Raw genomic sequence first — 14,568 nt, 5'->3', positions numbered from 1 at the left:
CTACCGACTGACGGTGGGAGGCCGGTCCGCGTCGCTACCGCTGCACGAAGACCGCCACGCTGCGCGCCGGCACCTCGAACGTGCCGCTGGAACGCGCGAACGACGCGGTACGCAGCACCGGGTCGGCCGAGGAACGCAGCACCGGATGCAACGACACGTCCGCCCCACGCAGCGCGTCGACCTGCTGCGTCGCCGCCTGCGGGGTGCCGTTGAAGACCACCGTCACCGATCGCCACGGCCCGCCCAGGCCACGCGCGTCCAGGGTCATGGTGAGCACCCCGGGCGTCTCCGCCGGACCGGAGAGCGGGAAGGCGACCCGCCGTTGCACCTCCCGTGCGGTGGACAGCCCGAAGGCCGGCGTGGAGGCCCGGATCCGCAGCAGTTCGGCGTACCGGGCGTCGGTCAGCGCGATCGCCGCGCAGTCCGGCACCAACGCCGGATCCGCCAGCAGCGGTCGGGCGTACGACCACTTGTCCCGGTTGTCCTCGGCCGGCGGAAGCCCGATGCCGAACCCGTTGCCCTGCGTGCAGTCCCAGCGGATCTGGTTGAACCAGTCCCCCGAGTTGTACGAGTTGCGGTCCAGCGACTTCGACCGCAGCCGCTCGGTGCCGGTGGTCACGAACCCGGCGCCCTGACCCATCACCACCGTGCTCAGCGCCAGCACCTGCATCCGGGCCCGGTCCGTGGCCGAGGTGCCCTGCGGCAGCTTGTAGGCCAACGCGTCGTACAGGATCTCGTTGTCGTGCGCGTCGACGTAGGTGATCGCCTCGCCCGGCGCGTCGGTGTACCCGGCCGGCGAACCGTTGTAGTCCACCTGCGCCCCGGTCACCTCCCGGCCGCCGGAGTCGGTGAACCGGTAGCCGCGCAGGTTGCCGGTCAGGCCCACCTTGACCAGGTCGTGCTGATGCAGCAGCCGGGTACGCTGCTCGGCCGCCGAGCCGTTGACCGGGTCGCCGTTGGGGTCGGTGAACAGACCGGAGGCGAAGCCCTGGTGGCGCGGGTTCTCGTCGAACGGGCCGCCACCGCGCACCGCGTCGCGCAGCCGGTCGTTGAACGTGCCGATCCCGGTGCCCGCCATGTTGGCCTGGGTCGCCTGCACGAACCGCGCGCCGTCGGCCACCTCGCCGAAGTTCCAACCCTCGCCGTAGAGCAGGATCTTCTTCCCGTCCACACCGTCGCGGGCCACGGTCAGCCGGTCCAGCGCGGCGCGGACGGCCAGGATGTTGGCCTTCGGGTGGTGGCCCATCAGGTCGAAGCGGAACCCGTCGACCTTGTACTCCCTGGCCCAGGTGACCAGCGAGTCGACCACCAGCTTGCCCATCATGGCGTGCTCGGGCGCGGTGTTGGCGCAACAGGTGGAGGTGGCCACCGCGCCGTCGTCGAGCAGCCGGTGGTAGTAGCCCGGGACGATCTGGTCGAGCACCGAACGAGGGTCGGTGCCGGCGGCCGAGGTGTGGTTGTAGACCACGTCCAGCACCACCCGCAGGCCCGCGCCGTTGACTCCGGCCACCATCTGCCGGAACTCCACGGTCCGGCGCGTGCCGTCCGGGTCGACGGCGTACCCGCCCTCGGGGACGGTGTAGTGCAGCGGGTCGTACCCCCAGTTGTAGCCGTCGGTGTCCTTCACCGCCGCGACGCACTCCTGCTGGCGTTCGGAGTCCGGCGGGGCGGCGGCCAGGTCGCAGTCGGGCTGACGCTGGTCGGCACGCCGCTCCGGGATGGTGGCGAAGTCGAACACGGGCAGCAGGTGCAGGTGGGTCACCCCGGCGTCACCGATCGACCTCAGGTGCCGCATCCCGGCGGTGCCCGGGTCGGTGAAGGCGAGGAAGGTGCCGCGACGCTCGGCCGGCACGGTGCTGTCGGCGATCGAGAAGTCCCGCACGGACAGCTCGGAGATCTGCACCTTGGCCGGCGGCACCGCGGTCGGCTTGCGCAGCGTCGACCAGCCCGCCGGTGCCAGCTTCGGGTCGGTCAGGTCGGCGATGAGGCTGTGCGTGGAGTCCGCCGCCAGCGCCACCGAGTACGGGTCGGTGACCGAGGCGGTCACCACCTGCTGGGCCGCCGGCTGCCACGCCTGCACCCGGTACCGGTAGTACGTGCCGGTCCAGTCCCGCGCCCCGCGCACCGACCACACACCGGTGCGGTCGTCGCGGCGCATCGCCACCACGCGCGGCGTGGCGGTGGGCGAGTCGAACAGCTCCAGCGACACCGTCCGCGCGGTCGGCGCCCACACCGCCAGGGACGGCACGCCGCCGGTGAAGGTGGCGCCCAGGCGGGCGGTGGTGGCCGGGGCGTAGACGTCGTCGAGCACCCCGGGGAGCTGCACGCCGGTGGCACCGAGCAGGGTGCCGTCGGCGGCCCGCTCGGTCACCAGCACCTGCCCGCGCAGTGCCGCCGGTACCTTGGCCAGGTCCCGCTTGTCCAGAGTGAAGGCGCGCCGGTCCCACAGGTGCGGGAACCGGTCGCGCTGCGCCTCGGTGAGCCCGTTGCGACGTGCGGTCAAGGGCACCGAGGTGTACGTGCCGACCAGGTCGCCGTCGACCACGCGTACCCCACCGGCGGGCGCGGTCACCAGCGCGTACGCCCGACCGTCGGTGGGACCGGTCCGCCAGGCGACGGTGCCTCGGTCGATCCAGTGCGCCGTCTGGCGGGTGATGTCGGTGTCGCCGCCGCTGTCTCCGGTGGTCGTCGGCGGCAGCAGCCGACCCGGTGTCGCCGCGAGCAGCCAGACCTCCCGGCCGGCTTCGGCGAAGTCGAGTCGCTGGTCCTGCGGCAGGTCCTTGGTGTCACCGGAGTGGAGGATGTAGCTCAGCCCGGTCGCGCCGTCGGCCAGCGGCACCCGGAACTCGGCCCCGTACGAGTCGATCCGGGTCGGCGGCATCGGCCGGGCCCAGTCGGTGGGCGTGGCCGCGCCGTCCCACAGGTGCAGTCCCCAGCCGTCGTAGTCGCCGTCCGGCCGGTGGTAGTGGATCACCGCCACGCCCTCCTCGACCGGCGGTGCCGGTGTCCCGGCGGCCTCCTCCCGGCTCGGATAGGTGGCCGGGTCACCCTGTTTGACCCAGACCTCGCCGGTGCGCGTCACGTCCACCGTCCGGTCGTTCTCGACGTCCTTGTTGCCGTCCGCGTCGACCACCAGGAAGCCGACCGACGTCGCCCCCGGCTTGAGCTTCACCCAGGCGAACCGCCCGTACGAGTCGGTGCCGGTGAACGGGCGACCCTGCGGCCACTCGGTCGCGTACGCCGGATCGATGTCGCCCCAGGCGTACAGGCCCCAGTCGTCGTAGTCGCCGTCCGGGCGGTGGTGGTGCACCACCAGCCAGTCGCGGGACGAGCCGGTCGGTGGGGTGCCCACGGTGGCGGTGGAGCGAGCGGTGGCGGTACGGCCCCGGGCGTCCCGGACCGCCGCCTTGTACTCGATCGTCGTGCCGGCGGCCAGCCCGGTCAGATCGTGGTGCACCGTGTACGGCGCCCGGTGCGCGGAGCCGAGCAGCGTCCACGTGCCGCCCGCCACCCGGGCCGCCATCGTGACGGTGGCCAGCGGGTCCCCGCTGACCTGTGCGGTCACCTCGGCCCGGGTGGCCACCGGCGTACCCGTCGGGGTGGTGATGGTCAGGCCCGGCTTGGCGGCGGGCAGCGCGACGGGCCGACCGGCCCGGTGCACCACCGCCGACAGCGGGGGCACGGTCACGGTCAGGGTGCCGTCACCGGCGGTCGCCCGCCGACCAGTGGCGCCGTAGACGGCGGTGAAGGTGGCGCCGGCCGACCAGGTGTCCACGGTGACAGTCTGCGCGGTCGGCGCGTTGTTCACCGCCACCACGTACTCGGTGCGGTCGCGCGGGTCGAACCGGGAGAAGGCGAAGACGCCCGCGCCGTCGGCGGCGTGCCGCGTCACCTGCACACCGTCGCGTAGCGCCGGATGCGCCTTGCGAAGTTGGCCCAGCCCGGCGATGGTCCGGTACAGCGGGTGCGCCCGGTCGAACTGGTCCTGGGCGTGGGTGCGGTCGGTGCCCAGCAGGTCGTCGTCGAGGTAGTCGGCGGTGCGGGAGGCGAACATCGGCTGCCGGGCGTCCTTGTCCCCGCCCGCGCCGGTGAAGCCCTGTTCGTCGCCGGAGTAGACGACCGGCTGGCCACGGGTGAGGAACATCAGCTCGTGGGCGAGCTGATCGCGACGCAGGTGGGTGGCCGGGTCGGTGTCGCCGTTGACGATGAACGAGCCGATCCGGCCCATGTCGTGGTTACCGAGGAAGGTGGGCAGCCGCCCGGCGTCGGTGTCCCGGGCGGCGTACAGGTCGTCGCGGGCGTACAGGTCGGCCAGCACGGTGGCGGAGCCGTCGGCGGCGGTGAAGCCGCGCGCCGCCTCCTGGAAGCCGAAGTCCAGGGTGGCCGGCAGTCCGCCCTGCCGGACGTAGCTGGAGGCGATCTCCGGGTCGGCGCTGTACACCTCGCCGAACATGAAGAAGTCCGGCTTGCCGGCGCGCGCCGCGGCCTGGTTGACGCCCTGGCTGAACTGCGGCCAGAAGTCCATGTTGACGTGCTTGACGGTGTCCAGTCGGAAGCCGTCCACACCGGTGGAGCGTACCCAGTCGGCGTAGATCTTCGTCATGCCCCGGACCACCTCGGGCCGCTCGGTCCACAGGTCGTCGAGCCCGACGAAGTCACCGTACTCGCTGTTCTCGCCGACGAAGGTGGAGTCGCCCCGGTTGTGGTACATGGTCGGGTCGTTGAGCCAGGAGGGCACCTTCACCGTCGCGTCCGCCGGGGTCCGGAAGGTCGGGGTGTACGGGAAGGACCGGGTGTTCACCTCGGGGAAGGGTCGCGATCCGTCGGCGAAGTTGCGGTCCTCGAAGGGCCGCCCCTGCGCGTCCCGGTACGGCGCGGTGGCCTTGTCCACATAGGTCTGCCGGTTCTCGGCGTAGCTGATGACGTCGGCAGTGTGGTTGACGATCACGTCGAGATAGACCTTGATGCCGCGCCGGTGCGCCGACTGGACCAGGCGCTTGAGGTCGGCGGCGGTGCCGAAGTGCGGGTCGACCTGGGTGAAGTCGGTGATCCAGTAGCCGTGGTAGCCGGCCGACGCGTCGTCGCCCTCACCCTGCACCGGACGGTTGGCGAAGACCGGGGCGAGCCAGATGGCGGTGGTGCCCAGCCCCTCGATGTAGTCGAGCCGCTCGATCAGTCCCTTGAGGTCGCCGCCCTGATAGAAGCCCTTGTCCGTCGGGTCGTAGCCGGTACTGAGGCGGTCACCGGTGAGGCCGCCCCGGTCGTTGCGTGGGTCGCCGTTGGCGAACCGGTCCGGCAGCACGAAGTAGAACTGCTCCGCCGTCGCCCGCTCGTCGGTGCCCGCCGCCAGCAGGGCGGCCGCGGACGGCTCGGTGGGCCAGGTGACCGCGCCGGTGGCGCTGGGCGCCCCGGTGGTCGAGCGACCGGCGGCGGTGGCGCTCTCGGGAACCGCGACCGGCGCGCCGGCCAGCGTCAGGGTGAGCAGGAAGACGAACGCGAGCAGGGCCTTACGCGACAGCGGCGGGGGTTTCATCGACGGCCTTCCTCTGGCTGCTGATTGGCCCGCACGCTAGCCCTTGCCGAAACATTCTGCAATACCTTGCAAACATGGCGGCAACAGAGCAGTCTCTTGCGCAAAGAGGAGAATCGGTGGCCGCCCGTGATCGACGGACCGGGAGTCACCGACGGCTACAGGCGCTCCCCGAGACGGAGCAGTTCCTCGGCGACGGATCGGCGAACTCGATGTGGAAGCGCAGCGCCACCGAGGCACCCGCCGACAGGTGGGGACCACTGCGATAGGTCAGCGTGCCCCGGCGCCCGTCGAACGTGCCCTGCGGGACCCCTTCCAGCCACGCGGTCACCACCCGACCGCCCGCGTACTCCACCCGCGCCACCCACCCCAGGTCGCTGCGCGACGTGTTGCGGATCAACACCTCGGCGATGAAGCCGCCCTGGAAGGTGTCCATCACCCGGTACTGCGCCTCGATCGGGGCGGGCTTGGCCACCGGCGGGGCGCTGCTCCGCGGCGGCGACGGCACCACCGGCGACGGCTCCGGGGACGGCACAACCGGCGGCGACGGCTCCGGCGAGGTGGTGCCGGCCTCGCTCGGCGGGTCGGTCTTGCGCGGCGAGAGCCCGGGCACCGCCGGCGCCGGCGGGCTCGCCGCCTCCCGTCCGGCCGAGGACGCGCGCTCGGGGATGGGTGGGGCGGCGGCCGGTCCCTGAGGCCCGGGATCGAACTCCGGGCCCGGTCCCCGGTACGCCCCGATCGCGATGACGAACAGCATCACCATGGCGAGCAGGCCGATCGACATCAGGATCCAGGGCGAGGACGCGACGGCGGGACCGGGCGATGGTGAGAGATGACGCGGAGCGCGACGCATACCGGACATGAATCTCCTCAGCGGGCAGCCGGGCAAGCGTAACGATCTTCAGCGAAAGGGAAAAGTCCCCAGGGAAACACCGAACCGTCCTAACAGTACGGTCATCACAGGGCGCACGAGGAACCGTTGACCACACAGTGGGCGGGGTACTCGCCACCGCCGGTGCGGCTGAACCGCAGATCCACCGTCTGCTGCGCTCCGGCAGCGAGCTGCACCGTCCCGCTGAGCAGGTACCATCCACCACCCTTGATGCTCACCGAGACGCCCGGCCCGCTGGAGGCGCGGATCCCGGTGACGTCGCCGGTGAAGCGCAACTCGACCTGCCAGTCGCGCGACTCGGCGGTGCCGTTGCGCACCACCATCTGCGCGCGGAAGGAGTCCGGTTCGACCGCACCGCTCACCCGATAACTGGCGGTGAGCACACCCGGCGCGGCGGGAGACGCCGGCGGGGCGGACGTCGGTCCGCTCGGCGACCGGCTGGCCTCCGACCGCCCGGCCGGGGAGGCGGTCCGCGACGGTGGGGTCGGCAGCGCCGACGACCCTGGCGCGGCGGACGTGGCGGCGCCACCCGGCGCCGGGCTGAGCCGTTCCGGACCGGACGGGACCGACGTGACCTGGTCCGATGTGGACGGTGTCGGCAGCGCCATCGCCGGCCCGGGCTTCCACGACGACGGCTGCTCCGGGCCACGGAAGGCCAGCGCCGCGACCACCAGCAGCACCGCCAGCACGCCGACACCGACCGAGACCACCACCCAGGGGGCCGAAGCGATCATCCGAGGAAGGGCCCGCCGACGGGCCGTCTCCGTGGTCTCGGCACCCGACGGCCGCACTGCCATTGAGGTCCCCCCTCGTCGCACCGACGCGACAGCCTAGTCACGGCGAAGCGGGGAACGAAACGGGTGGGGGCGGGTCGTCCGACCCGCCGGGCCAGGCCCCCGGGACGGCCGGGCACGACGGCCCGCGCCGCGAGGTCAGCCGGTACGGATGACCGTGCAGATGACCGGACCCTCCGTGGCGGCCCGCAGCAGATAGCGGTACCGCTCGCCGGGCACCTGCCGGCCCTGGCTGTCCAGGAACTCCCACCGCACCGCCACCTCGGTCAGCAGCGCGGAGACCTGCTGCACCTCCTCGATGTCGGCGTGCGCGGCGACCAGCTCACGCTCGGCGTAGTCGGGAGCGGCGCCCACGAAGGACAGCGCCACCGCCGCCGGCGAGGTGAACGAGAAGCTGTAGGTGTCGGCGACCACCAACCCCGGCAGGGCGTAGCAACCGGCGATCGCGGGCAGGTCGCCGACGGTCAGGGCCACGCCGTACCGGTCAAAGAACTCGGTGAGCGTGTCGAGATCGGTGGAAGCATTCACGTCGCATGCAATTGCCGCGACGCCGGTCGGCGAAACCTCAGCGTTCCGGGATCCGTACCTCGATCTCGCTGCCCAGCCGGGCACCGCCCTGCAGGCCGAGGTCGTCACCGCTCCAGAACCGGCCCGGGTCGTACCAGTTCGGCCGCTTGCCCGGCGGCAGCAGGCCCATCGCCTCGTAGGTGACCGCGACGACCTCGGCGCAGTACGCCGTCTCCAGGGTCCGTTCGCGCTCCAGGGTCCGCTCGCGGTCGGTAGTCGCCCGCTGCCGCCGTGGCACCGGCAACCGCACCGCCGGCACCCGTCCCCGCATCCACCGCCAGGCGAGCTGCGCCGTCGACGGGAACGGCGTGCCGTCCAGCCGGGCGATGGTCCGCAGCACCGACCGCTCCATCTCGGCGTCCACCGGTGGGTCGAGCTGACGCAGCCAGGCCCGCTGGCCGTACCGGTTGGCCCAGACGCAGACCGCGTCGCGCAGGTCGTGCAGTTGCACCCCGCGCTGATGGGCGCCGGTCCACATGTCCGGCAGCGACCGGCCCAACTCGGCGTGCCACATCAGCGGCGGCATGTCGTCCAGCACGACCGCCATGCCCACGTGGTTGACCGGGCTGTTGGTGATCGACTGGATGGCGCGGTCGGGCACGCTACGGCCGCGGAAGACCCACACGTCACCGGTACGCGTCAGCTCCACCGCCTCGTCCAGGCTGATGCTCATGAAGGACTACCCTATGCGGATGCGGCAACGGATGCGGTGGTGGAAGGTCCTCGGGTTGGCCGGTCTGGCCGGGGTCGCGGCCTCCGGTGTGGTCATCGCCCGGGCGGAACGGCGACGACGCGCGTACACCCCGGAGGAGATCCGGGCCCGGCTGCGCGACCGCCACGCCGAGGCCGCCGCGCCCGACGACGCGGGCTGAGACCCGCTCAGTCGATCTCGACGTGGTTGCGGTCCCAGCGACCGCCCACCGGCGGACTGTCCAGCCGCAGCGCGCTCTCGGCGTTGCCGGCGAGGTCGTTCTCCTCGACCCGGCAGGACACGCAGGAGCCCCGCTCGGTGATCCACAGCCCGTGCGTCTGCGTCGGCTCCTCGCTGCTGTCCCAGATCCGGTTGCCGCGCACCGACGCGGAGTCGAAGTGCGCGTTGACCACGATGCCGGCCCGCACCGGCGCCGCCGCCGGCAACTCGTACGCCATGCCCGGCGCCGGAACGTCCTCGTTCCACGCGGTCGCCGCGTCCGGTCGCAGGTCGGCCAGGTCCAGGTCGGTGTCGCTGTTGCCGACCACCACCGCCACCCGGGAGCCCACCCGCAGCACCTTGCCCCGGTGCCCGTTGGTCGGCCAGTTCGCCGACCGGTCGGTCACCGCCCGACGGGCGTAGCGCACCGACTCACCGGAGCCGGTCGACGCCGGGGCGCACTGCCGGCCGTTGTTGCGGATCCGGTTGTCCACGACGGCCGCGTCGACCATCGGCCGGTCGATCCGGATCGCGTCCAGACCGTTCTCGTAGAACTCGTTGTCGCTGATCACCACGTCCGACGACGGGCCCTGGTAGCCGGCGCCCAGATCGTGCTGGTGATAGCCGTACCAGCCGTTGCCACTGATCCGGTTGCCCCGGATCGCGTACGGCCCGGGGGTGTTGCCCATGCTGATCCCGTCGCGGACGTTGCGGTCGATCACGCAGTCGCTGAGGATCCCGCCCCGACCGGCGATGCCCGCCGTGCCGTTGGCGGAGACGTCGAAGCCGGCCTCCAGGTTCCCGGTGATGGTGCAGGCCGAGACGATCAGCCCGTCGGCACCCCAGTCGGAGATGCCGAACCGGTTGGCCTGGCTGTGGCAGCCGATGATGCGGTACCCGCGCGGGGGCGTCCAGTACGACTTCTGCAACTCCAGGAAGATCCCGTTGGTGCCGTTGCCGAGGGTGGTGCAGTTGGCGATCGTGCAGCGTTCCACCTCGCCCCAGCCACCGATGCCGATGCCGATGCCCGCGCCGCCCATCTCCTCGCCGTTGTCCAGCCGGCCGCAGCCGACCACCACGACGCCGTCGATCAGGCTGTCCTGAAGGAAGTCGCACCCCAGCCCGGTGGCGCCGGTGTGGTGGATGTAGAGGTTGCGGAACACACCCCGCACCACGTACTGGAGACCGAGGCCCTTGGCGAGGTAGTTGTACTCGGCCATGGCCACACCCGAGCCGTCGATCTCGAAGTCGGCGAAGGTGCAGTCGGCGATGTGCCGGTCGCGGTCCGCGCCGTGCTGCACGGTGGTCCAGAAGGCCAGCGGCGTCGGGTCGGCACGGTTGCCCTCGTTGCTCAACAGGAACCGGGTCGCGCCCGGCCCCGCGCCGATCAGGGAGACACCGCTGCGCCAGACGGTGCCGGCGTCCCGGATCGAGTAGATCCCCGGCGGGCAGTAGATGACCCGGGCCCGGCCGTCGGCGGCGTACCCCTCACCGAGCCGGTCGACCAGCGCGGACAACGCCGGTTGGTCGTTGGTGACACCGTCACCCCGGAGGCCGAATTCGTGCGCGTCGCACCAGAGCGGCGCCCCGGCGACCGGGGACAGTCGCTCCCGGGCGGCGATGTACCGGCTCTCCTGCCACACGACGCGCTCCCCTGAAGTCGACGGCCTCCTCACGAGCCGGGCGCTTTCCCACTCCGATGTCCCGGAAACGCGGCCTGTGCGATGTCGGAGGTCTGCCCGCGCACGGCGACGGCGACGCGTCCGCCCCGAAAGTTCATGCCCGTTTGTCCGGTCACGTCGCCGACCGTCACCTGGCCATGGCCGCCCCGATCGCGGAATCATCGGCCCGGGCCGGGGGTTGTACATGGCATGACCGCGACGCCTCCCCCGGCGCCGCAGCCCGGGACCGGGTCGGAATGACCCCGCACCCCCCGGCGTTACACCTGGCCCGGACGTCGTAGCAGTCCCCACCGCGCGGACGCCGACGAACCCGGGACATCCCCCGCGGCACACCCGTCCCCCACGGGAGATCGCCGCACACCCCCGACGAAAGGTTCAGATCATCATGCGTACCACCATGCTGCGCAAGACCGCTCTGACCATCGCCGCTGCCGCCGCCACCGCTGGAGGCATCGCCGCACCCGCGATCGCCGCCCAGGCCACCCCGGGCGTCCAGGCCGCCGCCGTCGTGCAGGCCGACCGCAAGGGCAACAGCGAGCGTCAGCTCGACGTCCGCTACGAAGCCCAGCCCAACTTCTACTACTGCGGCCCCGCCGCCGCCCGCAACGCCCTCAGCGTCCAGGGCAAGAACATCGACGTCCACACCATGGCCAAGGAAATGGGCACCACCGAGAACGGCACCGACTCCATCAACGACATCACCCCCGTCCTCAACCGCGAAACCGGCAAGAACGCCTACAAGTCCGTCGAAATCAGCACCCCCACCGCCGACACCCACCAGACCGACAAGCTCCGCGACGACATCATCCGCACCATCAACGACGGCCGCGCCGTAGTCGCCAACATCGCCGGCACCACCACCGACACCACCGGCACCACCCACAGCTTCGAAGGCGGCCACTACATCAGTGTCACCGGCTACACCGACAACGGCAACACCGTCACCATCGCCGACTCCGCCAACCCCGACCAAGCCCGCTACGACCTCCACATCGACGACCTCGCCAACTGGATCGCCACCCGCGGCTACGCCACCACCTCCTGACACCACAACGGCCGGCCCCCGTTCCGGGGGCCGGCCGTTGCGCGCAAGGAAGGGCCCCCTACCAACGCCTCGTGCATAGCAGGGGACCCCTCCTAACACCCACACCCCGCCCACGCCAGCACCCGCGCCGACGCCCGCGCCACGTCCACTCCGTGACGCAGGGTTGCACTCATAGCAAGACGGACGTACGGTTTTGTTGACGGCGCGGATCGGCGGTAAGTGTTGCCTAACCACGGCGACCCTCCGGCCGGTGCGACAGACTGCTCAGGACTACTCACGGTCGCTGGTGTGAAGGAGTACGACGTGGCGAGCCTCGACACCTTCGGTGCGAAGACCCAGCTACGCGTCGGAGACGCGAGCTACGAGATTTTCAAGATCAGCCAGGTGGAGGGCCACGAACGGCTCCCCTACAGCCTGAAGATCCTGCTGGAGAACCTGCTGCGGACCGAGGACGGCGCGAACATCACCGCCGAACACATCCGCCAGCTCGGCGGGTGGGACCCGACCGCGGAACCCAACGTCGAGATCCAGTTCACCCCGGCCCGGGTGCTGATGCAGGACTTCACCGGCGTACCGTGCGTGGTCGACCTGGCCACCATGCGTGAGGCCGTCCGCGACCTCGGCGGCGACCCCACCAAGGTGAACCCGCTCGCCCCCGCCGAGCTGGTCATCGACCACTCGGTGATCGCCGACCTGTTCGGCCGTGAGGACGCCTTCGAGCGCAACGTCGAGCTGGAGTACACCCGCAACAAGGAGCGCTACCAGTTCCTGCGCTGGGGGCAGACCGCGTTCAACGAGTTCAAGGTGGTGCCGCCCGGCACCGGCATCGTGCACCAGGTCAACATCGAGTACCTGGCCCGCACGATCATGGAGCGCGGCGGCCAGGCGTACCCGGACACCGTGGTCGGCACCGACTCGCACACCACGATGGTCAACGGCCTGGGCGTACTCGGCTGGGGCGTCGGCGGCATCGAGGCCGAGGCGGCCATGCTGGGCCAGCCGGTCAGCATGCTGATCCCCCGCGTGGTGGGCTTCAAGCTCTCCGGCGAGATGCCGGCCGGCACCACCGCCACCGACCTGGTGCTGACCATCACCGAGATGCTGCGTAAGCACGGCGTGGTCGGCAAGTTCGTCGAGTTCTACGGCCCCGGCGTGAGCGCCGTGCCGCTGGCCAACCGGGCCACCATCGGCAACATGTCCCCGGAGTACGGCTCCACCGTCGCGATCTTCCCGATCGATGCGGAGACCGTGCGCTACCTGGAGCTGACCGGCCGGGACCCGCAGCAGGTCGCGCTGGTCGAGGCGTACGCCAAGGAGCAGGGCCTCTGGCACGACCCGTCCGCCGAGCCGCAGTACTCCGAGCACCTGGAACTGGACCTGGGCACCATCGAGCCCTCGCTCGCCGGACCCAAGCGTCCCCAGGACCGGGTGCCGCTGGGTAGCGCCAAGACGCTGTTCCGCGCCGCGCTCACCGACTACGTCGCGGCCGACGAGACCGGTGGCGACCCGGGCCGCCGCCCCGGCGTGCCGCAGCAGGGCAAGCCGTTCGGCACGGCGGGCCCGGCCGACGAGGCCAGCGCCGAGTCCTTCCCGGCCAGCGACGCCCCGGCCAACGAGGTCAACGACCCGGCCGACGCCCCGCGTGACCTGGTGACCGCCGCCGTCGGCTCCGGCGGGCGGGCCAGCAACCCGATCCGGGTCACCGGTGCCGACGGCAACGAGTACGAGCTGGACCACGGTGCGGTGGTGATCGCCGCCATCACCTCCTGCACCAACACCTCCAACCCGCAGGTGATGATCGGCGCGGCGCTGCTCGCCCGCAACGCCGTGGACAAGGGCCTGAACCGCAAGCCGTGGGTGAAGACCACCCTCGCGCCGGGCTCGAAGGTCGTCATGGACTACTACGAGCGGGCCGGCCTCACGCCGTACCTGGAGAAGCTCGGCTTCCACCTGGTCGGCTACGGCTGCACCACCTGCATCGGCAACTCCGGTCCGCTGCCGGAGGAGGTCTCTGCCGCGGTGAACGAGGCCGACCTCGCCGTGGTGTCGGTGCTCTCCGGCAACCGCAACTTCGAGGGCCGGATCAACCCCGACGTCAAGATGAACTACCTGGCGTCGCCGCCGCTGGTGGTGGCGTACGCCCTCGCCGGCACGATGGACATCGACCTGGCCAACGAGCCGATCGGCGAGGACAGCGCGGGCCAGCCGGTCTACCTGCGCGACATCTGGCCGAGCAGCGCCGAGATCCAGGACGTCATCGCCTCGGCGATCGGCGCCGGCGGGTTCAGCTCCGCGTACGCCGACGTCTTCGCCGGTGACGAGCGCTGGCAGTCGCTGCCGACGCCGACCGGGGACACCTTCGCCTGGGACGGCGAGTCCACCTACGTGCGCAAGCCCCCGTACTTCGAGGGTATGCGGCCCCTGCCGGCGCCTGTTCTCGACATCGGTCCGGCAAGGGTGCTGGCCAAGCTGGGTGACTCGGTGACCACCGACCACATCTCCCCGGCCGGCTCCATCAAGGCCGACTCCCCCGCCGGCGAGTACCTGGCCGGGCACGGCGTGCCGCGCCACGAGTTCAACTCGTACGGCTCGCGCCGGGGCAACCACGAGGTGATGATCCGGGGCACCTTCGCCAACATCCGGCTGCGTAACCAGCTCGTCCCAGGGGTGGAGGGCGGCTTCACCGTCAACCACCTGACCGGCGAGCAGACCTCGATCTACGACGCCTCGGTGGCCTACCAGGAGGCCGGCATCCCGCTGGTCATCCTGGCCGGCAAGGAGTACGGCTCGGGCTCGTCGCGGGACTGGGCGGCCAAGGGCACCATGCTGCTGGGCGTCAGGGCGGTCATCGCCGAGTCGTACGAGCGGATCCACCGCTCGAACCTGATCGGCATGGGTGTGCTGCCGTTGCAGTTCCCGACCGGCGAGAGCGCCGACTCGCTGGGGCTGACCGGCACCGAGACGTTCACCGTCACCGGTGTCACCGCGCTCAACGACGGCTCGACCCCGCGTACCGTGCGGGTCAGCACGGACAGCGGCGTGGAGTTCGACGCGGTGGTGCGGATCGACACCCCGGGTGAGGCGGACTACTACCGGCACGGCGGCATCCTGCAGTACGTGCTGCGGCGCATGATCGCCGGCTGAGGCG

At 71.4% G+C, this 14,568-nt stretch carries 9 protein-coding genes; 3 read left to right on the top strand and 6 right to left on the bottom strand.

Features of this window, described 5'->3' with window-relative positions; all coding sequences use genetic code 11:
- Positions 1–34: 34 nt before the first annotated feature.
- From pulA to ABT008_RS14580, 5 genes are all read right to left on the bottom strand, one after another.
- Positions 35–5,533, bottom strand: coding sequence for a pullulanase-type alpha-1,6-glucosidase (pulA, locus tag ABT008_RS14600; protein ID WP_350696628.1), 5,499 nt, complete (start codon positions 5,531–5,533; stop codon positions 35–37).
- 145 nt (positions 5,534–5,678) lie between these two features.
- Positions 5,679–6,314, bottom strand: coding sequence for a cellulose binding domain-containing protein (locus ABT008_RS14595; RefSeq protein WP_350696626.1), 636 nt, complete (start codon positions 6,312–6,314; stop codon positions 5,679–5,681).
- Between the two features lie 173 nt (positions 6,315–6,487).
- Complete coding sequence (locus ABT008_RS14590; RefSeq protein ID WP_350696625.1) at positions 6,488–7,156, bottom strand: hypothetical protein; 669 nt, start codon at positions 7,154–7,156, stop codon at positions 6,488–6,490.
- A gap of 198 nt (positions 7,157–7,354) precedes the next feature.
- On the bottom strand, positions 7,355–7,744 hold the full coding sequence (locus tag ABT008_RS14585; RefSeq protein WP_350696623.1) for a DUF6841 family protein: 390 nt from the start codon (positions 7,742–7,744) through the stop codon (positions 7,355–7,357).
- A gap of 37 nt (positions 7,745–7,781) precedes the next feature.
- Positions 7,782–8,456 (bottom strand): hypothetical protein, encoded by a 675-nt coding sequence (locus ABT008_RS14580; RefSeq protein ID WP_350696621.1) that lies wholly within the window; start codon positions 8,454–8,456, stop codon positions 7,782–7,784.
- Here ABT008_RS14580 and ABT008_RS14575 point away from each other — a divergent pair.
- A complete protein-coding gene (locus ABT008_RS14575) occupies positions 8,455–8,655 on the top strand; it encodes a hypothetical protein (protein ID WP_350696808.1) in 201 nt (66 codons plus the stop codon). The genes ABT008_RS14580 and ABT008_RS14575 overlap by 2 nt on opposite strands.
- A 7-nt stretch (positions 8,656–8,662) precedes the next feature.
- Here ABT008_RS14575 and ABT008_RS14570 read toward each other — a convergent pair whose 3' ends face one another.
- Positions 8,663–10,336 carry a right-handed parallel beta-helix repeat-containing protein gene (locus ABT008_RS14570; protein WP_350696620.1) on the bottom strand — a complete coding sequence of 558 codons (1,674 nt, stop codon included), beginning with the start codon at positions 10,334–10,336 and terminating at the stop codon, positions 8,663–8,665.
- A 424-nt stretch (positions 10,337–10,760) separates the two neighbouring features.
- Here ABT008_RS14570 and ABT008_RS14565 point away from each other — a divergent pair, with 424 nt between their 5' ends.
- A complete protein-coding gene (locus ABT008_RS14565; RefSeq protein ID WP_350696618.1) occupies positions 10,761–11,420 on the top strand; it encodes a C39 family peptidase in 660 nt (219 codons plus the stop codon).
- A gap of 288 nt (positions 11,421–11,708) precedes the next feature.
- Positions 11,709–14,564, top strand: coding sequence for an aconitate hydratase (locus tag ABT008_RS14560; protein ID WP_350696617.1), 2,856 nt, complete (start codon positions 11,709–11,711; stop codon positions 14,562–14,564).
- The last annotated feature ends 4 nt before the right edge of the window (positions 14,565–14,568 follow it).

The sequence above is a fragment of the Micromonospora sp. NPDC002389 genome (assembly GCF_040296095.1).
Lineage (GTDB): Bacteria > Actinomycetota > Actinomycetes > Mycobacteriales > Micromonosporaceae > Micromonospora.
This window is presented reverse-complemented; position numbering and strand designations above follow the sequence as displayed.

Coding starts and splice junctions, on each gene's coding strand:
- ABT008_RS14580 (WP_350696621.1), bottom strand. CDS start 8,456: ATGAGCATCAGCCTGGACGAGGCGGTGGAGCTGACGCGTACCGGTGAC.
- ABT008_RS14565 (WP_350696618.1), top strand. CDS start 10,761: ATGCGTACCACCATGCTGCGCAAGACCGCTCTGACCATCGCCGCTGCC.
- ABT008_RS14595 (WP_350696626.1), bottom strand. CDS start 6,314: ATGTCGATCGGCCTGCTCGCCATGGTGATGCTGTTCGTCATCGCGATC.
- pulA (WP_350696628.1), bottom strand. CDS start 5,533: ATGAAACCCCCGCCGCTGTCGCGTAAGGCCCTGCTCGCGTTCGTCTTC.
- ABT008_RS14590 (WP_350696625.1), bottom strand. CDS start 7,156: ATGATCGCTTCGGCCCCCTGGGTGGTGGTCTCGGTCGGTGTCGGCGTG.
- ABT008_RS14575 (WP_350696808.1), top strand. CDS start 8,455: ATGAAGGACTACCCTATGCGGATGCGGCAACGGATGCGGTGGTGGAAG.